Consider the following 25,605-nt stretch of genomic DNA (forward strand, 5'->3'; position numbering starts at 1 on the left):
AGCATAAAAGCGTTAAAGCATCGATAGATTGAAGAGGTAAAGGAGAAGATATTATGAAAAAGAAACTTGCTTTGTTATTAAGTCTGGGACTCTGTGTATCTACAATGACGATTACTGCTTCCGCAGATGAAGAGAAGACCTACAAGATCGGTGTCTGCCAGCTCATGGAGCACGACGCTCTGGATGCAGCCTACAATGGTTTCGTGGAAGGCCTGAAGGAAGCCGGCTACGAGGAGGGCAAGAACCTGGAGATCGATATGAACAATGCACAGGGTGACCAGTCCAACTGTGCCACCATCGCTGCCAAGCTGAAAAACGACGGCTGCGACCTTGTCTTCGCTATCGCTACTCCGGCGGCTCAGGCCTGTGCCAATGAGATCACCGACACCCCGATTCTGATTTCCGCAGTTACCGATCCGGCTGCTTCCGGACTGGTTGACAGCAATGAGGCTCCGGGAGCAAATATCACCGGTACTTCCGATCTGACACCGGTAGCTTCTCAGATCGAAATGATCCAGAAACTGGTTCCTGATGCAAAAACGGTAGGCGTTTTCTATACCTCCAGTGAGACCAATTCCAAACTTCAGGCGGATATGGCTATTGAAGCAGGAGAGAAGCTTGGTTACACGATGGAGACTTATACGGTTTCTCAGAGCTCTGAAATTCAGCAGGTAGTAGAGTCTATGGTCGGAAAGATCGATGCACTCTATATTCCTACAGATAATCTGCTTGCCTCCAATATGCCGACGGTTTCCATGGTTGCAAACCAGGCAAAGATCCCGACAATCTGTGGTGAGAGCGGAATGGTAGAAAATGGAGGACTCATCACCAACGGAATCAATTACTTTGATCTTGGTGTTCTGACCGGAAAACAGGCAGCAGAGATTCTGGAAGGTGCAGACCCGGCTACAATGCCCATCGAGTACTGCCCGGAGGATTCCTACACCTACACCGTAAATGAGGATACCGCCGCAGAGATCGGCATTGAGATACCGGAGGAATTCCTTCAGGATTCCGAGGAGGTGGAAACAGAAGCTTCCACAGAGACCGCAGAAGAGACCGAGACTGAGTCTGAGTCTGCTGCAGAATAAAAAAACTAAATCCAATATTTGGAGGTTTACATGAGCGTATTATTAGCCATGTTCAGTGCCGTTGCCCAGGGAATGCTCTGGGCAATGCTTGCACTGGGCGTTTATATCACTTTCCGTCTTCTGGACTTTGCAGACCTTACCTGTGAGGGCAGCTTTGCCATGGGAGCCTGTATCAGTGCCGTGATGACGGTGACTTACCATATGAATCCTTTTGTCAGCCTGATCTTCGGCTTCCTGGGCGGAGCCATCGCGGGAACGGTGACAGGTCTTCTGAACACGAAGCTGAAAATTCCGCCGATCCTGGCAGGTATTCTTTCCATGATTTCTCTTTATTCCATCAACCTCCGGATCATGTCCGACAAGGCAAATCTTCCCATCAATGTCCGGGAAGAGGGAGTGGAGAGCATGGTAACTTTTATACAGAAACTTCTCCCCGAATCCATACGGACCATGAGTCAGACCACGACGGTGATCGCAGCCTGTATCGGCCTTGTTTTCTGTGTTCTCTCCGTTGCGGTTCTTTACTGGTTTTTTGGAACAGAGCTGGGAAGCGCTATCCGGGCCACGGGAAACAATGAGAAAATGATTCGTGCCCTGGGTGTCAACACCGACCATATGAAGCTGGTAGCTCTGGCTTTGAGCAATGGTTTCATCGCCCTTTCCGGTTCCCTTGTAGCTCAGAACCAGAAGGTAGCGGATGTAGGTTCCGGAACAGGCGCCATCGTCATCGGCCTGGCTTCCATTGTCATTGGCGAGGTGCTTTTTGCAAAAGCTACGAGTTTTAAGTGGCGGCTCACCGGCATTATCGTCGGTTCCATCGTGTACCGTATGATCGTGGCCATCGTCCTTCAGCTGGGTATGCGTTCCAGTGACCTGAAGCTTCTGACAGCCATCCTGGTAGCTGCGGCTCTCTCTGTGCCGAGACTTCTCCAGTTGAAAAACGGAAAGGGGGCAAAGGCCTGATGCTTCTTCTTGAAAATGTACAGAAAACCTTTAATAAAGGTACGGTAAATGAGAAAAAGGCCCTCACGGGGGTCAATTTAAATATGAACTCCAAGGATTTTGTTACGGTCATCGGCGGAAACGGCGCGGGCAAGTCCACGATGCTGAATATGATTGCCGGCGTTTACCCCATCGACAAAGGTAAGATCGTCCTCAATGGAAAAGATCTGACCCGGGAACCGGAGCACAAGCGGGCGAAATACATTAGCCGTGTGTTTCAGGACCCGATGATGGGAACAGCCGCCAATATGGAGATCCAGGAGAATCTGGCTCTGGCTTATCGTCGTGGAAAACGGCGTGGTCTTGCCTGGGGCATCACCAGAGATGAAAAGGAGTTTTTTGGCGAGAAGTTAAAAATCCTGGGACTGGGCCTTGAGGATCGAATGACTTCTAAAGTAGGTCTTCTTTCAGGCGGCCAGCGTCAGGCTCTGACACTTCTCATGGCTTCCCTGATTCGTCCGGAAGTTTTGCTTCTGGATGAACACACGGCGGCACTTGACCCGAAGACGGCAGCAAAGGTGCTTGATGTAACGGAAAATATCATTGAGGAACAGTCTCTGTCGGCAATTATGGTCACACATAATATGAAAGATGCCATTCGTCTGGGCAACCGCCTCATCATGATGCATGAGGGAAAAATCATCTACGACGTCTCTGGCGAGGAGAAGAAAAAACTCCAGGTATCCGACCTTCTGGAAAAATTCGAGCAGGCCAGCGGCGGCGAGTTCGCCAACGACCGGATGATGCTGGCATAAACAAAAGCATTGCTATTTTTGTGAATTTCGATTATCATAAAAGTAGCGATGCTTTCTTTATATTGAAAGAAACCGGAAGACAAGGGGGAAGGTTTATGAAGTGCAGAAGATGTAAGACCAACTTCGATTACGATACCTACTACGGCATCTGTCCGAAATGTGCCGCCTACAATCGGCCGGACGGCAAGGACGAGATGAAGACCGTTATGGGCGAGAACGCAGGAGGCTTTGAGGAAGAATATCACCCGCCGGTGATGTCCGCTGGAGATATGAGCGAGTTTTTCGGAATGGATGAGACTGTGTCTCGAAAGCGTTCCAGGAATAACGCAAAGAAACAGAAAGAATTTCAGCAGCGTCTCAGCAATCCCTATCTGGAGACCACCGTGAAAGACGGAAAGACCGTTCCCTACTGTGATCATGACAAAAAGACCGCGAAAAAAGAGAAGAAAAAGAAAAAATCCAAAGCAGGCGGCATTCTTGCCCTGCTCTTCTGTGTGGCCATCGGAGTCTGCTCGGAATACAGTACGGAGATCGAGCAGTTCTGCATGAAAATTTACAAGGAATATTTTGCTGAGAAAGATTCCCTCTCCGGTTTGAAGCATACAGATGAGATTACCTATACGGAGAAAAAAGCTGTGGGCGGCAGAATGCTGACCTTTGGCTCTGCCTATGAGCTCTATACGGATGACGAGGAATTTCTGGTGATCCCCTATCGGCAGATCGTAGAAAGCCTGCCGGAGACCACCCAGGAAATCGCCCGGGAGTACGATCTCAAATGCTATGTTGCCAACAATGGGCTCTATCTGGATGCAGTTCCGGCCTATGTTATGGAAGACACTTATGGCGTCGAGGGAATAGGAACGCTGAATAACGCCTATTCCGACGAAGATAAATCCCTGATTTTCGTGGGAGATTTTTCCGGGGAGCGGGAGAGCGGAACAGTTCAGTTAAGCTTAAGCTTCCGAAAGGACGGGGCGGACCTGCCGGTGATCTATGAGGTGACGCTGCCACTGGAAGATGAGGAGGCAGCTTCGGAGACAGCCGTAAGCGCAGAGGCTGTATGGAAAAAGAAAGAACTCGACGAGACGGCCACAAAGTCCACCTATGCTGCACCTGTGATTGAACGGATCGGAAACCAGTACCGGGGCGAGGAAGCGGAGAGTGGTTCCGTGTTTTATCAGATCACTCAGGATTTTGTCAACAACGATCGGGATTATCTGCAGGCCTCGGATATGGAGCTTTATCTTACGGATCTTTCCAGCACACGTTCCACCTATGATTTCGGCGGCATTACGACCCTGTCTGAGCGTTTTGATTCCGATGATCCTTTGAGTCTTTACAGGCTTTCTATTCTCCCCTGGAAGGAAAAAGGAACGAAAAGCACGGTCTTTGAGGTGGCTGAAAACTGCGACCGGATCGGCGCAGAACTTTACTTTATGGGCGAGACGAAAGAATGGCAGGCATCCCTTTGATGGGACCTGCTTTTTCTTTGTTCTGATACGGGAATACGTTGTCAGAATACAGTAAAAAAAGAATCCGTCACAGAACGACAACTGCTCGCATAAGACGGAGAAAATCCAGCAGAAGTTCCAGAATTACGAAAAAAAATACAATTCACATTGTTGAGAATCACAATATTTTATGCTATAATAAATTCCAAATGAAGTTTACATACTTAGTATGTCTTTTTTTTAACGATATAAAAGGAGGTAGTCAACATGCATCTTTTGAAAGATGAGAATGGAAACATTATTCCTCACGGCGCTGAACATACCCATGAGCACAGTCATGAGGATGGCCATACACACACCCATCCTCACACGCATGAACATGGCCATGAAGATGATCACCATCATGACCATGAGCATGGATGCGAGGGAAGCTGTGACACCGGCTGCAGCGGCTGCAGCGGGGCGGCTCAGGACCCGAAAGCACAGCTTACAGCTCTTCTTGGCTATATGCTGAATCATAATGAAAGCCATGCCAGGGAGCTGGATGAGATGGCTGGCAAGATTGCGGAGGCCGGCATGCCTGAGGCTGCGGAGCAGATCAGAAAAGGCGTTGCAGAGTTCCAGAAGGGTAATCTTTATTTAAGTCTTGCCCTTTCCATGGTAAAGGAAGACAAGTAGTTTGTGGCAGCGGATGGAGGTGAAAAACCATGTGTCTCGCAACCGTTTATAAGAAGCAGGAAGAGCCTGACAGCATTCTTTTGCAGTATGTCAGCAAGATTCTTGTGGATGGAAATCACATCACGCTTATTGACGTGATGGGAGAAGAAAGGCAGCTGGACGGAACCATCAAGATGGTGGATCTGGCCAACAGCAAAGTGATCATTAACTGCGCCGAATAAAGGCTGTCGGTTAAGATAAAAAAAACAGGAGGTATAAACTGAAATGACAAAATTATCTGAAATGATGAAAGAAAAACAGCTTCTGTCCTTTGAGCTGTTCCCGCCGAAAACCGATAAAGGAATGGAGAACCTTCCGGGAACCATTGAGAAACTCTGTGAGTTCAAACCGGAGTACATTTCCTGTACATACGGTGCAGGCGGTGGAAATGTAGGCCGTAACAGAGAGGTATGTCAGGAGATCATCAAAGCTGGCACCATCCCTGTAACCCATTTCACCGTTATCAAAAACACCAAAGAAGGTATCAAAGAGCAGCTGCAGACTTACCTGGATGAGGGCGTTGATCATATGCTGGCTCTCCGCGGAGATATTCCGAGAGGAGAGACCACAACCTGCGGAGATTTCAACTATGCAACTGATCTGGTAGCTTTCGTTCGTAAAGAGTTCGGCGACAAATTCGAGATCGCTGTAGCTGGTTCCCCTGAAGGTCATATCGCATGCAGAAGCCTGGAGTCCGATATCGCTGTTCTGAAACAGAAACAGGACAACGGCGCGGATTACATCATGACTCAGCTCTGCTGGGATATGGAGCAGTTCAAATACTGGCTGGACGCTATCGACAAAGCAGGTGTTACCATGCCGATTGACGTAGGAATCATGCCGATCCTGGATCAGGCAGCTACCATTAACATGGCACTGTCCAGAAACGGCTGTGTAATGCCGAGAGAGCTCAGCCGTCTGATCTCCAAGTACTGGATCTTCCCGAACCCGTTCGACAAAGAACCCTTCGACGATGCCCTGGAGCAGAAGAAAGCGGACTTCAAGAAAGCCGGTATCGAGTACACGATCAAACAGATCGACGAGTACCGCGCACTGGGTATCAACGGTATTCATCTGTACGCTCTGAACAAATGGAAAGACGTTGCAGAGATCATCAACGCATCCGGTATGCGTACGATGATCTGATTGTTTGAATAGATTTTAGGAGGTGCTTCCAATGGCACATGTAATTGCCGTCGCCGGAAAAGGCGGCGTTGGAAAAACGACTCTTTGCGGTCTGTTGATTCAGTATCTCTGCGACAAGAGAAAGACCCCGGTATTGGCTGTGGATGCGGATGCCAATTCCAATCTGAATGAGGTCCTCGGTGTGGATGTGGAAATGACACTCGGCGAGATCCGTGAGGATGTGGAGCGTTCTGCAGATGGTTCTACAAGTAAGATTCCTGCCGGAATGTCCAAGGCTGACTATATGGAAATGATGGTGAATCGCTGTCTGATCGAAGACGATGATTTCGACATGCTCGTCATGGGAAGGACCCAGGGCAAAGGCTGTTACTGTTTTGTAAACGGCCTTCTGCAGGCTCAGCTTGCGAAGCTGACCCCGAATTACCCATACATGGTAGTGGATAACGAGGCCGGTATGGAACATATCAGCCGTGGAATCCTTCCGAAAGTGGATACCATCATTCTGGTGAGCGACTGCTCCCGGAGAGGCGTACAGGCGGTGGGCCGCATCAAAGAGCTGATCAAAGAATGTGATCTTCGTCCGACCTCTATTGGACTGATTATCAACAGGGCGCCGGAAGGTAAACTGAATCAGGGAACAATGGAGGAAGTGGAGAAACAGGGACTGGATCTTCTGGGAGTTATTCCCCAGGATGAGGCAGTTTATGAGTATGACTGCGATGGCAAACCCATCGTCCAGCTTCCGAAAGATTCACCTGTCCGGAAAGCTCTCTATGAGATTCTGGATAAGCTGAATTTCTAATATGTGAATAATCCCTCTGCATTCGGTGCTCTGTTTTGTTAACGGATAAAAATGGAGCACCGTGCCGGTGGCAGAGGGTTTTATTAAAAAGTGTATATCCCTAGGGGGTGGATGGGATATAAGAAAACCGCCCCGCATTTTTGCCCGATTACGAAGGAGGTTAATAATGGGAAACTTTAAGATGACAACTGTTGAAGAAATGGAGGCTGCTACCAACCGACTCCTGGAGACAGGCGCAAAAGTTGGCGCTGACGCATGGCAGTTCCGTGTGAAAAATCAGACTCCGCATTGTAAATTCGGTGAGCAGGGTGTCTGCTGCCGTATCTGTTCCATGGGACCCTGCCGTATTACTCCGAAGGCTCCGAGAGGTATCTGCGGATGTGACGTTCACGGTATCGTAGGACGTAACTACCTGAAATTTACAGCAGGCGGCGCAGCTACTCACTCCGATCACGGCCGTGAGATCTGTAATACCCTGGGACATGCGGCTCCGGATGGCGCTTACAAGGTAAAAGATCCTGCTAAGCTGATCCGCATTGCAAAAGAGTGGGGCGTTGAGACAGAGGGCAGAGATATCTACGATCTGGCTCATGAGATGTCCGAGCTTGCACTGAGCGAGTATGGTAAAAACCACGGTGTTTCCAGATGGCTGAAGAGAGCGCCCCAGCATACACAGGATCTGTGGCACAATGCAGGAATCGAGCCGAGAGCAATCGACCGCGAGGTTTCCTGTGCATTACATATGACCCATATGGGATGTTCTTCCAAACCGGAAGCTCTGATTCGTCAGTCCTTAAGAAACGGTCTGTCCGATGGATGGGGCGGTTCCATGTGCGGAACTGAGTTCTCCGATGTTCTGTTCGGCACTCCCAAGCCGATCGACACCGAGGCAAACTTAGGCGTTATGGTTGCTGAGAACGTAAACATCGTTGTTCATGGACATGATCCCAGCCTTTCCGAGATGATCTGCGAGGTCGCAGATGATCCCGAGATGATCGCTTATGCAAAAGAGATGGGAGCAAAAGGAATCACCATTTCAGGTGTCTGCTGTACTTCCAACGAGGTTGCTATGAGACGTGGTATCCCCATGGCCGGTAACTTCCTGCAGCAGGAGAACGTTGTACTGACTGGTGCCTGTGAGGCTATCGTTGTTGACGTACAGTGTATCTTCCCGGCTCTTGGCCCCTTAAGCAAATGCTTCCATACCAAATTCATCACCACTTCTCCGATCGCTCAGATGCCGGATTCTGATTACATTGAGTTCAGCGCTGGTACTGCACTGGAGAAAGCAAAAGAGATCGTAAAAACTGCCATTGAGAACTTCAAGAACAGAAAACCGGATCTGGTATACATCCCGGATATGAAGCAGAAAGCAACCGTTGGTTACTCTGTTGAGGCTATCGTTAAAACTCTGGATGGTGTTACCAACTCTCAGGTTGACAAGACAGGAACCACCAAACCGCTTGTTGACTGTATCACTTCCGGTGTTATCCGTGGTGCTGTGGCTATGGTTGGATGTAACAACCCGAAGATCCGCCCGGACTACGCTCATATCGAGCTGATGAAGAAACTCATCGCCAATGATATCATCGTTGTAGCATCCGGTTGTTCCGCACAGGCCGCTGCAAAAGCAGGTCTGATGGACAAAGCAGCAAAAGATCTCTGCGGCGCAGGCTTAAAGAGAGTATGTGAGCTGGCAGATATCCCGCCGGTACTTCACATGGGTTCCTGCGTAGACATTTCCCGTATGATGGTACTGGTTTCCGAGCTGGCTAAAGATTCCGGACTGAATATCTCCCAGCTTCCTGTTGTAGGCTGTGCTCCGGAGTGGATGTCTGAGAAAGCCGTTTCCATCGGAAACTATGTGGTAGCTACCGGTATCGATACCTTCCTTGGCGTTGACCCGTATGTAAGCGGATCCACCGAGATCACAGAGCTTCTGACCAGCGGCGTTAAAGACTGGGTTGAGGCTTCCTACACCGTAGAGAAGGATATCGATAAACTGGTTGATAAAATGATTGAAAGAATCGAAGAGAAGAGAACTGCTCTGGGAATCTGATCGGGAGTGGTTTGTCTGCCGGCCCATTCAGGGCCGGCGGGGATTCTCTGATGCGGAAAAAATTCTGGAAGGTGGATGAAGACATGAAAATTGCAGTGACCGGCAAAGGCGGCGTGGGAAAAACAACCTTCGCAGCTACTCTGGCCAGATTATACGCGGAAGAGGGAAAAAACGTTCTGGCGGCCGATGTGGATCCGGATGCAAATCTGGGACTGGCCCTTGGTTTTTCCGAGGAGGAGCTGGATGAGATCGTTCCGATCACCAAAATGCGTAAGCTGGTGGAGGAACGGACAGGTGCAAATGCGAACAATCAGTTCTATAAACTGAACCCCAAGGTAGACGATATTCCGGATACCTATTCCAAAGTCTGCAATGGTGTAAAACTTCTGGTACTGGGAACCGTGGATACGGCCAACAGCGGCTGTGTCTGCCCGGAGCATGTGATGCTGAAACGGATCATCAACCATCTGGTTTTGCGGAGCAATGACGTAGTCATTCTCGATATGGAAGCCGGACTGGAGCATCTGGGAAGAGGTACCACAGAGGGAATGGATCAGTTCGTGGTTGTAATCGAACCGGGAGCAAGAAGTATCCAGACCTACAAGAACGTAAAACGCCTTGCCTCAGGACTTGGAGTAAAGAAAGTCCGGGTTGTAGCCAACAAGGTTCGGAATGAGGACGATGAAGCATTTATTAAAGAAAGGATTCCTGAAGAGGACCTTCTGGGCTTTATCCACTACAATCCGGAAGTGATCGACGCAGACCGGCAGGGGAAATCCCCCTATGACTGCAGTGAAACTGCAGTGGAAGAAATCAAAAAAATAAAAGAAAAACTGGAAGCCTGAGTTCAAGAGGCTCCAGTATTCTGAATGGAGGTAATTATCGTGACTTTATTTGACGTGATTTTCAGCGGAAACGATACAGTCTATGATCTGACAGTAAAAGCTGTCGATGATGCCATCGCAGCAAACGGCGCTGACAAAGCAGTAAGCTTCCCGCATACTGCATACAGCCTTCCCTGCTACTATGGAGTAACAGGAACCAAGATCACCAACCTGGGTGATATGAAAAATGCTCTGGACGTTGTGAAATCCCTGATGACCAGAGAGCAGAAGCTGAACGATGCTTTCATGTCCGGTGTTGCTACCGCACTTTGCGCTGAGTTTATTGAGGCTCTGAAATACATTGACGGTGCTGCACCGTATGAAGAGCCCTGCTACGGACATCTGGCAGATGCTGTGATCCGTGAACTCGGTGTTCCCCTTGTAACCGGCGATATCCCGGGTGTTGCTGTTATCCTTGGTTCTGCTCCCTCTGTTGAGGAAGGTGTGGCTCTGGTGAAATCCTATCAGGCACAGGGTATTCTGGTAACTCTGGTAGGCGGCATCATCGATCAGGTGGCTGAGGCTGGCATGAAGACCGGCGCTAACGTACGTGTTATCCCGCTTGGTAAAGATGTAACCTCTGTTATCCACGTTGTATCTGTAGCAGTCCGTGCGGCTCTGATCTTTGGTAACGTAACTCCTGGCGACGCTGCAGCTCTGATGGAGTACACCATGAAACGTGTACCGGCATTCGTAAATGCTTTTGCTCCGCTGGATCCGGTTATCGTAGCTTGTGGTGCAGGCGCTATCGCTCTTGGTTTCCCGGTAATCACCAATGAGGAGACCTTCAGCGTACCGAAGAGCCTGATCGTACAGAAAGACGTAAGCAAATTCAATGCTACCTCTCTTGAGGCTCGTGACATTAAAATCAAGATCACCAATATCGATATCCCGGTTGCATTCGCATCCGCATTCGAGGGTGAGATCATCCGTCGTGGTGACATGCAGGTTGAGTTCGATGGTTCCCGTGTGGACTGCTGCGAGCTGGTTCAGACCATGGATGCTTCCGAGATTGAGGATCACAAGATCACTGTTGTAGGGCCGGAAGTAGATGAGATGGAGCTGGGCAGCAAGAACAGCATCGCTTATGTCGTACAGGTTGCAGGCAAAAACATGCAGCCGGATTTCGAGCCGGTTATCGAGCGTAAATTCCATAACTACATCAACTGCATCGAGGGTGTATACCATACCGGTCAGCGTGACATGCAGCGTGTACGTATCAGCAAGGATGCTTTCAATGCTGGTTTCCGTATCAAACATATCGGTGAAGTTCTTTACGCTTCTGTAAAGAATGAGTTCGATGCAGTTGTTGACAAGTGTCAGGTTACGATCTACACGGATCCGGCTGAGTGTACCAGAATGCGTCATGAGGTGGCTATCCCCACTTTCGACAAACGTGATGCACGTCTTGCAAACCTTACCGATGAGTCTGTAGATGTATATTACAGCTGTATCCTTTGCCAGGCATTCTCCCCGAGCCATGTATGTGTGGTTACTCCGGAGAGACTTGGTCTTTGCGGTGCTGTTTCATGGCTGGATGCAAAAGCTACCAACCAGCTGGATCCGAATGGTCCCTGTCAGGTGATCACCAAAGAGAGACCGATCGATGAGAGAATCGGTGAGTATGAGGATGTCAACGAGGCAGTTAAGAAACTCTCTCAGGGTGCTCTGGAAGATGTATCTCTGTACTCCATCATGGAGAAACCGATGACCTCCTGCGGATGCTTCGAGTGTATCTGCGGTATCGAGCCCTTCTCCAACGGCGTATGCATCACCAACCGTGAGTATGCAGGCATGACTCCTCTTGGAATGACCTTCCCGGAGCTGGCTTCCATGACCGGCGGCGGAGTTCAGACTCCTGGTTTCATGGGACATGGTAAACACTTCATCGCTTCCAAGAAGTTCATGAAGGCTGAGGGCGGTATCGAGCGTATCGTTTGGATGCCGAAGGCTCTGAAAGAGCAGGTTGCAGACAGACTGAATGCAACAGCCAAAGAGCTGTACGGTATCGATAACTTTACTGATATGATCGGTGACGAGACCATCGCTGAAGATCCTGAGACCTTACTGGAGTTCCTGACTGAGAAAGGTCATCCGGCACTTGGAATGGATCCGATGATGTAATTCACCAGTTTTGCACGCAATAACAGATAAAAGCAGGCGTTGCGTGTTTACACGCAAAAGACTGAGTTTATCTGTTATTATGGGCAGAATGCCCATTTAGGGAAGGGACGGAAGCTGCCGTTCAGGCAGCGTACAGCCTGCGTCACGCAGGCGGGTCCCTAACCTGTGCAAAACGTCCGGTAACCAAGGCGTTACCACACAAACTTTTTCCATAATCCGGAAAAATGTTAAAAAATTGTCATTCTGTCTATTGAAATTTATTGCGGAATATTGTAGAATAGACTAGTTAAGTTAAAAATAATTACAAAGAAATAACCAGTTTTTTTGAAGGAGGTTTTATTAAAATGGCATTTACTGCAAAATCAGGAAAATTCAGCGCCAGCATCAACTCCGTTGAGGTGGGTTGTGGAGATAAGAAGATCGTTCTCGGCGGAGAGAACATACTTCCGTTCTACACCTTTGACGCACCGGTCGAGAACGCACCGAAGGTTGGCGTTGAGATCACAGATTCCGGTCTTGAGAATGAGCCGGAGTGTGTGAAGAAATATTATGAGGGCTGCGAGACTGTTGCCGATATGGCAAAGAGAGCAGCAAGCTTTGAGGGAGTAGATTTCTTAAGCTTCCGTATGGATGGCGGAGATCCGAACGGTGCAAACAAATCTACCGAAGAGCTCATTGCTATGCTGAAAGAAATCGTGGCAGCAGTAGATCTTCCGCTGGTAGTTTGCGGATGTAAACATGCAGAGAAGGACGCAGAGCTCCTTTCCAAAGCAGCTGAGGCTGTAGACGGAAGAAATGCCCTGATCCTGGCTGCAAAAGAAGAAAACTACAAACAGGTGGGTGCAGCAGCAGGCCTTGCTTACAAACAGGTCGTAGGTGCTGAGTCCGCAGTAGATATCAACCTTGCTAAACAGCTGAATGTACTTCTTACTCAGCTGGGCGTGGACGGTAAGAGCATTGTTATGAACGTTGGTTCTGCAGCAGCAGGTTATGGTTTTGAGTACGCAGTATCCACCATGGACCGTGTAAAAGCAGCAGCTCTGGCTCAGGGCGATGCAACTCTGCAGATGCCGATCATTACTCCTGTAGCATCCGAAGCATGGGGCGTGAAAGAGGCTATGGCTTCCGAAGCTGATATGCCGGAATGGGGAAATCAGGAAGAGCGTGGAATTGATATGGAAGTTGAGACTGCAGCAGCAGTTCTGGCATCCGGTTCTGACGCAGTAATTCTGAAACACCCGGTATCCATTAAAACCATTTCTACCATGATCAAGGAATTAATGTAATTGTTGCTACATAAGGAGGATATAAAATAATGGCACTTAAAGGTCTTGATATTTTTAAATTATCACCGAAGAAAAACTGTAAAGAATGCGGATGCCCGACCTGTATGGCTTTCTCCATGAAGGTTGCTTCCGGAGCTATCGAGCTCTCCAAATGTCCGTATTTCTCTGCTGACGCTCTGGCTTCCCTGTCTGAGGCAACAGCTCCGCCAATGAAAACCATCAAAGTTGGTACCGGCGATGCTGAGCAGTCTCTGGGCGGCGAGACCGTTCTGTTCCGTCACGAGAAAACTTTCGTGAGCAAAACCAGATATGCCGCTCATCTGTGCGACAGCATGGACGAGGCTACGATTGACGAGAAAATCGCCAAAGTAAAAGCCGTTGATTATGATCGTATCGGTGAGAGAATGTACACCGAGATGGTATATGTAAATCACAGCGAAGATGCAAAAGTAGATTTCGTAGAGCTGGTGAAAAAAGCAGCTGATATCGAGGGAAGAGTACTGATCATCGATACCAAGGATGTTGAGCTTGCAAAAGCTGCCCTTGAGGTAAGCAAAGACAAGAAACCGATCCTGAACGGTGCAGATGCTTCCAACTACGAGGCTATGAGCGCAGTAGCTACTGAGGCTGGCGTAGCACTTGGCGTATCCGGAAAAGACATCAACGAGCTTTACGATACCGTAGCAGCTCTGGAGAAACTGGGCAACAAGAATCTGATCATCGACTGCGGCAAAAACTCTATCAAAGAGGCTTATGCCATCGCTGTTCAGTTCCGTCGTGCCGCTATCAAAGACGGCAACAGAACCTGCGGTTATCCGTCTCTGGTAAATGCAGCTGTTCTGGCTCATGGTGACAAACACCTGCAGGCAGCACTGGCATCTCTGTTTACCATGAAATACGGTTCTATCGTAGTAGTAGAAGAGATGGATTACGCTACCGCACTTCCGCTGTACGGCTTAAGACAGAACGTATTCACAGACCCGCAGAAGCCCATGAAGGTAGAGCCGGGTATCTACTCCATCAACGGTGGTGATGAGAATTCTATCTGTCTGACCACTGTAGACTTTGCTCTTACATATTTCGTAGTATCCGGTGAGCTGGAGCGTTCCGGCGTACCGTGCAACCTGATCATCAACGATGCAGGCGGACTTTCCGTTCTGACTTCCTGGGCAGCTGGTAAATTCTCCTCTACCTCTATCTCCAAATTCTTCGAGGAGCAGGATATTGCCGGCAAGATCAAGAACCACAAACTGGTTATCCCGGGTAAAGTTGCTGTACTGAAGGGTGATCTGGAAGCTAAAATGCCTGGCTGGGAGATCATTGTTGGACCCAGAGAGGCCGTTCAGCTTGTAAAATTCCTTAAGGATATGCAGGGCTAAGATATAAAAGCAGGATGTCGGTTCAGAAAAATCTGATGCCGGCATCTAAAATAAAAAAGAATAAAGGAGAACACAACCATGGCAAAATTTGTTACGATTGGTGAGAGACTTTCCACTACTGCTCCGGCAGTCAACAAGGCATTTATGGAGAGAGATCCGGAGCCGATTCTGAAAAGAGCAAAACAGCAGCTGGATGCAGGCGCTGTTTACCTGGATGTAAACATCGGACCGGCTGAGGGTTACGGCCCGGACCTGATGAAATGGGCAGTACAGCTTCTTCAGGGCGAGTTCGATAACGTTCCTCTGGCACTGGATACTTCCAACAAAGAGGCTATCGAGGCTGGTATCTCTGTTTACAACAGAAGCAAAGGAAAACCGATTGTAAACTCCGCTGATGCTGCAGGAAGAATCGAGAACATTGATCTGGCAGCTGCTAACGATGCAATCGTAATCGCGCTTTGCAACGGCGAAGGAATCGCAAAAGACAACGACGAGCGTATGGGTTACTGCCAGATGCTTCTGGAGAGAGGTCTGGAGCACGGTATGGAAGCTGAGGATCTCTGGTTCGATCCGCTGTTCCTGGTTGTTAAAGGAATGCAGGACAAACAGATGGAAGTTCTTGAGTGCATCAAGATGTTCGCTGATATGGGTCTGAACTCCACCGGCGGACTTTCCAACAACAGTAACGGTATGCCGAAGACCATCCGTCCGATTATGGATTCCGCTCTGGTAGCTATGGCTATGATGCAGGGTCTGACCTCCGCTATCGTAAACCCGAATGACCTCCGTCTGATGGAGACCATCAAATCCTGTGATGTATTCAAAGGAAACACCCTGTACGCAGATTCCTATCTGGAGCTGTAATAAATGCATAAGGTCACTTTTAAGTTTGAAAACAGCGAAGATGTAACAGTCTTCGCTGCTTTCGGTGAAAGCCTTCTTGAGGTAGCGAGAAAAACAAACGTAGCTATCGATGCACCCTGCGGCGGAAACGGAGCCTGCGGAAAATGTAAGGTAAAGCTTGTGGGAGGCACCCTCGACTCAAAGAAAACCAGCCATATTTCCGATGAAGAGTATGCGGCAGGCTGGCGTCTGGCCTGCATCAGTAAGATCATAGATGATGTGGAAGTTCTGGTGCCGGATATTGCCAGTGCATATAAGAGCCGGATGAAAATGGCAGACTTAAGCTCAGCGGAAGAGGTTAAGATCTTTGAGGAATTGAAAGAACAGATTACGGAAGTAGGTATTGAACTTAAAAATAACCTGGAAGTTATCGATGTAACGATGAGTGCACCGACATTGGATGATACCATGCCGGACAATGAGCGCTTTTCATGGGCTGTGGAAGAGGTTACCGGTATGGATAAGATCCGGGTGCCTTATTCTGTCATCAAGAAAATGGCACATGTTTTCCGTGCCAGTGATTTTCATGTGAAAGCAGTCATCCGCAAGACAGACAAAGATGTGTTTGTCTATGATGTACTGCCGGCATCAGAAGAGCCCGTAGTGGCCGGTATTGCCATTGATATTGGTACTACCAGCGTTTCCGCCATTATCATTGATATGCTGAATGGAGCAGTTCTTGCAAAAGGTAGTGCCGGAAACGGCCAGATCCGTTATGGTGCGGATGTGATCAACCGTATCATCGAGTCCGGAAAACCTGGTGGAAGAGAGAAGCTTCAGGATGCGATCATCAAAGAAACTTTAAATCCGCTGATTCTGAATATGTGTGCCAGCGCGAAGATCAAACCGGTTCAGGTTTACCGTCTCGCCATCGGCGCCAACACCACGATGAACCATCTTCTGATGGGAGTGGATGCAGATCCGGTTCGTATGGAGCCCTATATTCCCACATTTTTCAAAACGAATTCGCTGTTTGCCTCTGATATCGGTCTGAAGGTCAATCCGGATGCCCATATCATTCTGGCTCCGAATATCGGAAGCTATGTGGGCGGAGATATCACAGCCGGCGCTTTTGTCAGCATGATCTGGAATAAACCCGAGTTCTCCATCTTTATCGACCTCGGAACCAACGGTGAGATTGTCTTTGGAAATTCTGATTTCCTGATGAGCTGCGCATGTTCCGCTGGTCCTGCCTTCGAGGGTGGAGATATCAGCTGTGGTATGCGTGCCACAGACGGAGCCATTGAAGCCATCAAACTGGATAAAGAGACACTGGAGCCGACGTATTCGGTGATCGGTGATCCGGGAACCAAACCGGTAGGTCTTTGCGGATCCGGTATCATTGATATGATTGCTGAACTGTTCCGCTGCGGCGTTATCAACCCGAAAGGACAGATCATCCGGGAGGGCAGACGGATCCGCAGAGATGAGTTTGGAATGGGAAGCTATATCATTGCCTTTGAGGAAGAGGCAGGCTCTGTCAAGGATGTGGAACTGACAGAGGCAGATATTGACAGCTTTATCCGTGCAAAGGGCGCTATTTTCTCAGCCATCCGTACGATGCTTTCCTATTGTGATTTTGATATCAGCATGATCGAGAATGTCTATGTGGCGGGTGGTATCGGAAGCGGCATCAATATGGGCAATGCCATTGAGATTGGTATGTTCCCGGATATCCCTGTGGAGATGTACCATTATCTTGGAAATACTTCACTGGCCGGTGCATACGCAATGCTGTATTCAACGGAGGCAGAAAGAAAGGTATATGAAATTGCTCAGAACATGACCTATATTGAGCTCAGCAATGTGCCCACCTATATGGATGAGTTTGTGGCAGCCTGTTTTGTGCCTCATACGGATAAAAGCCTTTTCCCGAGTATTCAGTAAGACAGTGAGATAAAGCAGATGAGGTAATACATGAATATTCCTTACGAAAAAGATAACAAAGAACGGATTCCCTTTACCCATTATCTGGAGGAGTTTCAGGCGTTGGATCCGGAAACGGCATCTCTGCGTTCTGGAATTCCTTACGATAAAGATAAAAAAGTATTCACCCTTCGTATGCTGGGAAAGGAATTTCTCATTTCCTGGCCGGAATTTGAAGTCCGCCGGGCTGATGAGACAGATACTCAGTATGCGGCGATTCTGGAGGGAGTGCCGGCGAAGATCATGGCGATCCGCATGATCGCCAACGGCATAGCTGCCGCACCGACGGGTAAGTATCTTACCTATCGTGAGGTGCCCTGGGGAACCGTTTATCTTCAGCAGTTTACTGGACGATGTATCAGCAGACTGGCGTTTTCCTATGGCAATCGTCTGGCAGACTTTTGTGCAGTTATGGAACGGATGGGAGCAAAAAAACTGCCCATGGGAGATGCTTCCTATGAGTTTGAGTTTATCAATGGTTATTTTGTCCAGTTTATTCTCTGGGCCGGAGACGATGAGTTTCCACCATCTGCTCAGATCCTTTTCTCCGATAATTTTCCCCTGTCATTTTCTGCGGAGGATATGGCAGTGGTGGGAGATATCACGATCGGAACCATGAAAAAGCTGTAATTACTCCGGGATCATTCCATGAGACATTTTGACTCGCAGTCAGGAAAAACCGGATAGTTTCTAAAAAGCTATAAAATCAGGAGGTATGAATTATGGGATTTTCAACTGTACCCTGCAATGAATTTGTAGAAGTACTGGCATCCAAAGCACCCGTTCCCGGCGGCGGCGGAGCTTCCGCTCTGGTCGGAGCCATCGGAACTGCCCTTGGAAACATGGTAGGCAGCCTTACCGTCGGCAAAAAGAAATATGCGGATGTAGAAGAGGAAATGTATGAGCTGAAAGGAAAGGCAGATGCTCTTCAGAAAGAGCTTCTTCATCTCATTGAGAGAGATGCAGAGGTCTTCGAGCCCCTTTCCAAAGCATATGGTATGCCAAGAAACACCGAGGAAGAGAAGGCTGAGAAAGCTCGTGTCATGGAGATCGTTCTCAAAGATGCCTGCTCTGTACCCATGGAAATCATGGAGAGATGCTGTGAAGCCATTGACCTGATCGAAGTGTTTGCTGAGAAAGGTTCTACTCTGGCGATCAGCGATGCCGGCGTTGGTGCAACGTTCTGTAAAGCAGCTCTTGAGGGAGCTTCTCTGAATGTGTTCATCAATACCAAATCCATGAAAAATCGTGAGTATGCTGATGAACTGAACAAGAAAGCAGATGAGATGCTTTCTGTATACACCAAAAAGGCAGAAGAGATTTATCAGAGTGTGGCTGCACGCCTGCGCTGAGAATGAGATAAAAGAGAGGTACAGATAAAATGGCAAAGAGACTTTTAGGTAAAGAAGTAACGGCTGCATTAAATGAAAAGATCAAAGCTCAGGTTGCTGAGCTTCAGGGGAAAGGTGTAAACCCCACTCTCTGCATCATCCGTGTAGGTGAGAATGAGAGCGATATCTCTTATGAGAGAGGAGCAACCAAACGTTGTGAGACTCTGGGCGTTGCCTGTGAGAAAATCCTTCTTCCGGCTGACGTTTCTCAGGAAGAGCTCCTTTCTGTGATTGACAAAGTGAACAAAGATCCGCAGATCCATGGCGTTCTTCTGTTCCGTCCGCTTCCGAAACATCTGAATCAGTCTGTGATCGAGAATGCTCTGGATCCGGCAAAAGATGTAGACTGCATGACCGATGGTTCCATGTCCGGCGTATTCACCGGCAAGAACGTAGGTTTCCCGCCCTGCACACCGCAGGCCTGCATGGAGATTCTGGATTACTACGGAATCGACTGCACCGGAAAGAAAGCAGTTGTTGTCGGAAGAAGCCTGGTAGTTGGTAAACCGGCTGCCATGATGCTGATCAAGAAAAACGCAACCGTTACCGTATGCCATACGAAAACCGTTGATATGCCGTCCGTAGTAAAAGAGGCTGATATCGTGATCGTGGCTGCAGGCCGCGCCGGTGTTGTAGATGCTTCTTATGTGGCGCCGGGTCAGACGATCATCGATGTAGGAATCAATGTAAATGCAGAAGGCAAACTCTGTGGAGACGTTGCTTTTGATGAAGTTGAGCCGATCGTTGATGCCATCACTCCGGTTCCGGGCGGTGTTGGAAGCGTTACTACCTCTGTACTGGTAGGCCATGTCGTAGAGGCAGCTGCAAGAACACTTGCATAAATGATTTTTAGAAGGGGTGTGCCTGGTGGCGCATCCCTTTTTGACAGTGAGGAAAGTTATGAAGAGAGAAAAAATATTTTTATCCTTATGGTCCTGCTGTTCTGCATTCTGTTTTTCCCGGCGGGAAATGTGAAAGCAGATGACACCCTTCTACCCACAGCGTGGGACAACCGTGGAGTTTATCTGAAGAGATATTCGGATCTGGTCAGCCTGGATGATGGGTATATGAGAGTTTTTAACAAGGAAAAAACGGTCTGTATTGAGTATTACGATAATGATTTTAATATCAAAAGCAAGAAAAGTATTCCTTTGGAACTGGATCTCTGGGGTGGCTTTTATAATGGCTCCGACGGCTATTATCTGGTAGAGGGCCAGAATAATACGGGAGAAGACGACGCAAAGGAAGTCATCCGTGTGATCCGCTATGACCGGAACTGGAATAAAACGGAAACGGCGCATATTACCGGTATTGCCGGTGATGAGTTCGGACAGGTACGTTATCCCTTTGATGGCTGTGTGGAAATGACGGAACTCAATGGGATTCTCTATATCGCTACCGGACATGAGGGGTATGTAGATGCCTCTTTAGGCCAGGGTCATCAGGGACTTTTGGTGATCGCTGTGGATCAGCAAACCATGACGGGTGAGATCATTGATAATGATCTCTGGCATTCTTTTGCGCAGTATGTGAAAGTGAGAGATAACCAGCTTTATCTTCTGGAGCAGAGTGAAGGTTCTCGTTGCACGACGCTTTCCAGGTATGATACGGCAGCAAAGCAGTGGAAACGGATCTCGGTGTATCAGTACGGAGGAAACCGTACCTCTTCCTGGGCGCTTCCCTGTTATGCCAGCGTAGATGCCATGGAAGTTTCGGATACATCTGTTCTTGGTCTGGGAACCTCCATTGATCAGACAAAGTATGACACGGCAAGAGAAAATAATCTTCCCATGAATATTTATCTTACCGTGACTCCGTTGGATGATTTCACAGAGGAAGCGACAAAAGTAATTTCACTGACCAATTATACAGAATCCGGAAAAGCCTTTATGGGCGTTAAAATCACAAAGGTGAATGACAACCGCTTTATGGTTTCCTGGGAAGAATACAACGATGAGACAGAAGGAAGCGGAACGGAAGAGGATACTCTGGCTGGCAGTACACTCCATTATGTTTTCATTGATGGAAAAGGAAACCGGATCAGCCAGGAATATACCACAGGAGCTCCGATCAGCGGCTGTCAGCCGGTTGTAAAAGGCGAAAAAGTCGTTTATTATGCCTCCAATAAAAATATGGTGGATTTTTATTCCATTGACAGCAATACCGGAAATACAACTAAAAAAATGTACCATGTGGCAGGAGAAGGGGTCGGCTGGAAACTTCAAAATGGCGTACTGACTGTTTATGGAAACGGTGCACTCTTCCTGGATCCGGAGGATCGCTACCGCTTTCCGGTTGCTTCTTCGGGTGACGGATATTCCTATACGCAGCAGGGTCCCTGGCATGCGATCCAGAGTAAAGTAAAAAAAGTGGTCATTTGCTCTGGTATCACGGAAATACCGGAAAGAGCATTTCCGTATTTTACCAATCTGGAAGAGATCGAGATCGAACCAGGGCTTAAAAGCATTGGGAAAGAGGCGTTCTACGGCTGTGATGATCTGGAAAAACTGACCATTCCGGCCAGTGTGACAAAGATCGGCGAGGATATCACCTGGACAGGATATTTTTGGATTGGCAATTATAGCCATGTGATGGCAGGAACGATCTATGCGCCATACAATTCCTATGCGGTCCAGTACGCGAAGAAAAATGCACTCCGCTATAAGATCGATCTTTCCGGAGCCAAGGTAAGCGGTCTCAATGCAAGCTATACTTACACCGGAAAGGCAATCACGCCGGCTGTAACAGTAAAGCTTGGCAGCCAGACACTGAAAGCAGGAGAAGACTACAGCCTTTCTTATTCCAATAACAAGAAGGTAGGAACGGCAAAGTTGACGATCAGCGGAAACGAGTCTTATTACGGAAGCATCCGTCTGACTTTTGAGATCAAAGCAGCCGCTTCCACCGGCCAGGATCAGAAGCCGTCCGGTCAGAGACCATCCGAGCAGAAACCATCGGCTTCCAATATGGCTTTAAAGCCGGGAACTGTGAAGACCGACAGCAAAACAAAGAATGTCTATAAAGTGAAAACTGCAAGTACGGTAGAACTGAAACAGCTGAAAAATAAAAATGCTTCCATGGTTACGATCCCGTCCGCGGTGAAGTTCAATGGAAAAACTTATCGGGTGACCTCCATCGCTGCCGGTGCTTTTAAAAATAATAAGAACTTGAAAAAAGTGACCATTTCCGGTTATATAACCACGGTCGGAGCAGGAGCTTTCCAGAACTGCACCTCATTGACTACAGTTAAAACGGGAAGCCGTGTAACGACCATCGGTTCGAAAGCCTTCTACGGCTGCGGGAAACTGACAACGGTTGTTCTTGGCAAAAATGTCAAAACGATCGGAAACCTGTCCTTTGCAAATTGTGTTTCCCTTCGGAAAATGACGCTTCCGGCAAGAGTAGAAAAAATCGGAAGCAAGGCTTTCTGTAATGACGTAAAAATGGTTTCCTTTACGATCCAGACGCAGAAACTGACCTCCAAAAAAATCGGAAGCAAGGCATTCACCAATATGGGAAAAAACAATTACAAAAAGCTGGTGGTGAAGGTACCGAAGAACAAAGTTAACACCTACAAAAAACTGCTTCGCAGCAAAGGACTTTCCACAAAAGCAAAAATTACAAAATAGAATCAATTTTATTAGAAAAAGGGGGGGTTGACAACCTCCCTTTTTAAGTCTATAATGTTGTTAGTGTAATTTAATATTGCAGTATCAAGTGCAGGCAGTACAATTCCGCAGTTACTGTCTGAAGAGGGAACCAGGTGAGAATCCTGGACGATCCGGTCACTGTAAACAGGGAATACCGCTCAATGATCCCATTGCATTACCCATATTAAATGTGAGAAGGGGAGCCGGTGTAACGATCTGTAAGTCAGGAAACCTGCTTGGTATTTGAGATGGGCTTCCGAGTAAAGTCAAACATCCAATCGGACACTATTCCGCAGGTGTCTCAGAGATGTCAGCCATGGGTAGGCAGGCAGTTTTTATTTATGATTATGATTGTATGCATCTCGAGCATATTAATATACACGAACAATACCTCCTTCTTAAGAACAGAAATTCCGCATCTGTTCTTTCGATGTAAAAAAAGCAGCAGCGCCGTTATGGTGCTGCTGTTTTGCTATACAAAAATACTTGTTACGCAAACTTTCTCAATTATGTTCCGGGATTTCTCTTGCATTTCGCAGAAAGTTATGATAAGCTAACCATGGTTAGAAAAACCTAACTTACTGTGAATAAATCATGCAGACTCCTTCCGCCCCCTGAGCAAGGGTGGGAGGGTGCATGGAGAAAGGATCGAAATAAAGATGAAACATTTATCCATTGAAAAAGTAATCGGAAGAGAGATCATTGATTCCAGAGGCAATCCCACCGTTGAGGCGGAAGTTTATCTGGCAGACGGCACCATCGGAAGAGGAGCTGCTCCCAGCGGAGCATCCACCGGTGAGTTCGAGGCTCTGGAGCTGCGTGATGGAGATAAAGAACGTTTTGGAGGAAAAGGAGTATCCAAGGCAGTGAACAATATCAACACTGTCATCAACGACGTGCTGAAAGGCGTGGATGCTTCTGATATTTATGCAGTAGATGCAGCAATGCTGAAAGCAGACGGAACCAAGGATAAATCCAACCTGGGCGCTAATGCGATCCTGGCTGTATCCATCGCAAGCTGCAGAGCAGCAGCAACCGCACTGGAGATTCCCCTGTACCGTTTCCTGGGCGGCGTAAACGGCAACCGTCTTCCGGTTCCGATGATGAACATCCTGAACGGCGGCGCTCATGCAGCAAACACCGTAGATGTACAGGAGTTCATGATTATGCCTGCTGGCGCAGAGAGTTTCCGTGAGGGACTCAGATGGTGTACCGAGGTGTTCCACGCACTGGCAGCTCTCTTAAAATCCAGAGGACTGGCTACTTCCGTAGGTGATGAGGGTGGTTTCGCTCCGGACCTTGGAAGTGACGAGGAAGCTATCGAGTGCATTCTGGAAGCTATCCGAAAAGCCGGTTACGAGCCGGGTAAAGATTTCGTTCTGGCTATGGACGCTGCTTCCAGTGAGTGGAAGGGCGAGAAGAAGGGCGAGTACATCCTTCCGAAATGCGGCAGGAAATATACTTCTGCAGAGCTCGTTGAGCACTGGAAGAAGCTTTGTGAGAAATACCCGATCTATTCCATCGAGGATGGCCTGGATGAGGAAGACTGGGAAGGCTGGCAGGTGCTGACCAGAGAGCTGGGCGGCAAGGTTCAGCTGGTAGGAGATGACCTCTTCGTTACCAACACTGAGCGTCTTTCCAAAGGAATTTCTCTTGGCTGCGGAAATTCCATCCTGATCAAACTGAATCAGATCGGTTCCGTATCCGAAACTCTGGAAGCTATCAAGATGGCCCACAATGCAGGCTACACCGCTGTTACCTCTCATCGTTCCGGTGAGACTGAGGACACCACAATCGCAGACCTGGCTGTTGCACTGAACACCTGCCAGATCAAGACCGGCGCTCCCAGCAGAAGTGAGCGTGTGGCAAAATACAATCAGCTGCTCCGCATCGAGGAGGAACTGGGCGCGTCTGCCGTTTATCCGGGCAAAAAAGCTTTCCATATCAGCCGCTAAGGCAATCTGCAGACATCTGACCTGAAAACGAAAAGACCTTGGGGAATATCGCCGAAGATGTTCCCCGGAGGTCTTTTTTTCTTGCCTTTTTTCCAGATTCATCGTATCATAAAAAATATATATTAAGGAAGAAAGAAATATGCTCAGTAAATTTAATCAATTTATAGAAAAATGGATGGCGCTGGTTACACCGGCCTGTCTTCTTTTTGGTGTGCTTTTTCCGGATGTCGCGAAGCATGGGCTGCCTTATGTTTCCCTGGTGTTTGCCTTTATGACCTTCACGGGAGCTCTGAAATCGGATTTTCACGATATGGCCCGGGTGCTGAAGCGGCCTTTTCCCCTGCTGGCCTGTCTCGGCGTGCTCCATGTGTTGCTGCCGGTTCTGGCCTGCGGCCTGGGACACCTGCTCTTTCCGGGAAATGACGACCTCATCACGGGTATGGTGCTGGAATTTTCCGTGCCTACAGCCGTGGTCGGCCTTATGTGGGTGACGATTTACGGCGGAAACAGCCCGCTGTCCCTGTCTCTGGTCATCGCTGACACCCTTCTGGCACCTTTTCTGATTCCGGCGACCCTTCAGCTCCTTGTTGGTTCCCGGGTATCCATGGATGCGGCGGGCATGATGCGGGAACTTCTTTTTATGATAGCCCTTCCGGCGCTGGCGGCGATGAGTCTCAACGAGCTGACTCATGGAAGAGTGCGGAAAGAATGGCCGTCGAAGCTGGCACCTTTTTCCAAAATGTGTCTGATCTTCGTCGTGACCTCTAATTCATCGAAGGTCGCTCCCTATGTGCGGGATCTGACGCCCCAGCGTGTTCTTGTGGCGGCGGCAATTCTCCTGCTGGCGGCCTCGGGTTATGCTATCGGCTGGTTTCTGTCCCGGTTTTTTGGAGGAGAGAGGGAGACGGCGGTGTCCATGGTCTATGGCTCCGGCATGCGGAACATCAGCGCGGGGGCCGTGATTGCGGCGGCTTATTTTCCCGGGGAGGTTCTGTTTCCTGTGATGATCGGAACGCTGTTTCAGCAGGTGTTGGCGGCATGCTATGGAAAACTCATTGAAAGAAAGTATCATTAACGTAAAAAA

21 protein-coding genes and 1 riboswitch are annotated in these 25,605 nt (G+C 48.5%); all 21 genes read left to right on the forward strand.

All coding sequences use genetic code 11. The annotated features are described in order from the left end of the window. The first annotated feature begins 53 nt into the window (after window positions 1-53). The 21 genes from LKD71_RS03405 (at window position 54) to LKD71_RS03505 (ending at window position 25,596) form a co-directional block, all read left to right on the forward strand. Window positions 54-1,091, forward strand: coding sequence for an ABC transporter substrate-binding protein (locus tag LKD71_RS03405; RefSeq protein ID WP_227614340.1), 1,038 nt, complete (start codon window positions 54-56; stop codon window positions 1,089-1,091). Window positions 1,092-1,121: 30 nt separating this feature from the next. After that, window positions 1,122-2,054 (forward strand): ABC transporter permease, encoded by a 933-nt coding sequence (locus LKD71_RS03410; protein ID WP_227614341.1) that lies wholly within the window; start codon window positions 1,122-1,124, stop codon window positions 2,052-2,054. Next, complete coding sequence (locus tag LKD71_RS03415; RefSeq protein ID WP_227614342.1) at window positions 2,054-2,848, forward strand: ABC transporter ATP-binding protein; 795 nt, start codon at window positions 2,054-2,056, stop codon at window positions 2,846-2,848. The genes LKD71_RS03410 and LKD71_RS03415 overlap by 1 nt, the downstream gene beginning before the upstream one ends. Window positions 2,849-2,943: 95 nt before the next feature. Then, the gene (locus LKD71_RS03420; RefSeq protein ID WP_227614343.1) at window positions 2,944-4,320 is read left to right on the forward strand and encodes a hypothetical protein; all 1,377 of its coding nucleotides are present in this window, start codon (window positions 2,944-2,946) and stop codon (window positions 4,318-4,320) included. A gap of 246 nt (window positions 4,321-4,566) precedes the next feature. Continuing rightward, window positions 4,567-4,977: a cobalt transporter gene (locus LKD71_RS03425; RefSeq protein ID WP_227614344.1), complete on the forward strand. Its 411-nt coding sequence runs from the start codon at window positions 4,567-4,569 to the stop codon at window positions 4,975-4,977. A gap of 29 nt (window positions 4,978-5,006) precedes the next feature. Further along, window positions 5,007-5,198 carry a CooT family nickel-binding protein gene (locus LKD71_RS03430; RefSeq protein WP_178046729.1) on the forward strand — a complete coding sequence of 64 codons (192 nt, stop codon included), beginning with the start codon at window positions 5,007-5,009 and terminating at the stop codon, window positions 5,196-5,198. A 43-nt stretch (window positions 5,199-5,241) separates the two neighbouring features. After that, entirely contained in the window at window positions 5,242-6,162 is a 921-nt protein-coding gene (locus LKD71_RS03435) for a methylenetetrahydrofolate reductase (RefSeq protein WP_227614345.1), read from the forward strand. A gap of 31 nt (window positions 6,163-6,193) precedes the next feature. Next, window positions 6,194-6,964, forward strand: a complete 771-nt coding sequence (locus tag LKD71_RS03440) for an ATP-binding protein (protein ID WP_227614346.1) — start codon at window positions 6,194-6,196, stop codon at window positions 6,962-6,964. Window positions 6,965-7,130: 166 nt separating this feature from the next. Next, the gene (gene cooS / locus LKD71_RS03445) at window positions 7,131-9,023 is read left to right on the forward strand and encodes an anaerobic carbon-monoxide dehydrogenase catalytic subunit (protein ID WP_227614347.1); all 1,893 of its coding nucleotides are present in this window, start codon (window positions 7,131-7,133) and stop codon (window positions 9,021-9,023) included. An 83-nt stretch (window positions 9,024-9,106) separates the two neighbouring features. Then, the gene (locus LKD71_RS03450) at window positions 9,107-9,868 is read left to right on the forward strand and encodes an ATP-binding protein (RefSeq protein ID WP_178046725.1); all 762 of its coding nucleotides are present in this window, start codon (window positions 9,107-9,109) and stop codon (window positions 9,866-9,868) included. Between the two features lie 39 nt (window positions 9,869-9,907). Then, a complete protein-coding gene (gene acsB / locus LKD71_RS03455) occupies window positions 9,908-12,031 on the forward strand; it encodes an acetyl-CoA decarbonylase/synthase complex subunit alpha/beta (protein WP_227614348.1) in 2,124 nt (707 codons plus the stop codon). A 344-nt stretch (window positions 12,032-12,375) separates the two neighbouring features. Further along, window positions 12,376-13,317 carry an acetyl-CoA decarbonylase/synthase complex subunit delta gene (acsD, locus tag LKD71_RS03460; RefSeq protein WP_227614349.1) on the forward strand — a complete coding sequence of 314 codons (942 nt, stop codon included), beginning with the start codon at window positions 12,376-12,378 and terminating at the stop codon, window positions 13,315-13,317. Window positions 13,318-13,346: 29 nt separating this feature from the next. After that, a complete protein-coding gene (gene acsC / locus LKD71_RS03465; RefSeq protein ID WP_178047394.1) occupies window positions 13,347-14,696 on the forward strand; it encodes an acetyl-CoA decarbonylase/synthase complex subunit gamma in 1,350 nt (449 codons plus the stop codon). A gap of 78 nt (window positions 14,697-14,774) precedes the next feature. After that, window positions 14,775-15,560 carry a carbon monoxide dehydrogenase/acetyl-CoA synthase methytransferase subunit gene (gene acsE, locus LKD71_RS03470; protein WP_178047395.1) on the forward strand — a complete coding sequence of 262 codons (786 nt, stop codon included), beginning with the start codon at window positions 14,775-14,777 and terminating at the stop codon, window positions 15,558-15,560. Between the two features lie 3 nt (window positions 15,561-15,563). Continuing rightward, complete coding sequence (acsV, locus tag LKD71_RS03475; protein ID WP_227614350.1) at window positions 15,564-17,486, forward strand: corrinoid activation/regeneration protein AcsV; 1,923 nt, start codon at window positions 15,564-15,566, stop codon at window positions 17,484-17,486. Between the two features lie 30 nt (window positions 17,487-17,516). Next, entirely contained in the window at window positions 17,517-18,155 is a 639-nt protein-coding gene (locus LKD71_RS03480) for a DUF3786 domain-containing protein (protein ID WP_227614351.1), read from the forward strand. 92 nt (window positions 18,156-18,247) lie between these two features. After that, window positions 18,248-18,877, forward strand: coding sequence for a cyclodeaminase/cyclohydrolase family protein (locus tag LKD71_RS03485; protein WP_178047397.1), 630 nt, complete (start codon window positions 18,248-18,250; stop codon window positions 18,875-18,877). 29 nt (window positions 18,878-18,906) lie between these two features. Continuing rightward, window positions 18,907-19,758, forward strand: coding sequence for a bifunctional 5,10-methylenetetrahydrofolate dehydrogenase/5,10-methenyltetrahydrofolate cyclohydrolase (locus tag LKD71_RS03490; RefSeq protein WP_117764620.1), 852 nt, complete (start codon window positions 18,907-18,909; stop codon window positions 19,756-19,758). Next, window positions 19,759-22,545 (forward strand): leucine-rich repeat domain-containing protein, encoded by a 2,787-nt coding sequence (locus LKD71_RS03495; RefSeq protein WP_227614352.1) that lies wholly within the window; start codon window positions 19,759-19,761, stop codon window positions 22,543-22,545. Window positions 22,546-22,614: 69 nt separating this feature from the next. Further along, window positions 22,615-22,820, forward strand: a riboswitch (cobalamin riboswitch). A gap of 405 nt (window positions 22,821-23,225) precedes the next feature. Next, on the forward strand, window positions 23,226-24,521 hold the full coding sequence (gene eno / locus LKD71_RS03500; protein WP_227614353.1) for a phosphopyruvate hydratase: 1,296 nt from the start codon (window positions 23,226-23,228) through the stop codon (window positions 24,519-24,521). Between the two features lie 139 nt (window positions 24,522-24,660). Then, window positions 24,661-25,596, forward strand: a complete 936-nt coding sequence (locus LKD71_RS03505) for a bile acid:sodium symporter family protein (RefSeq protein WP_227614354.1) — start codon at window positions 24,661-24,663, stop codon at window positions 25,594-25,596. Window positions 25,597-25,605: the final 9 nt, after the last annotated feature.

The organism is Fusicatenibacter faecihominis (assembly GCF_020686945.1).
GTDB lineage: Bacteria > Bacillota > Clostridia > Lachnospirales > Lachnospiraceae > Limivivens > Limivivens faecihominis.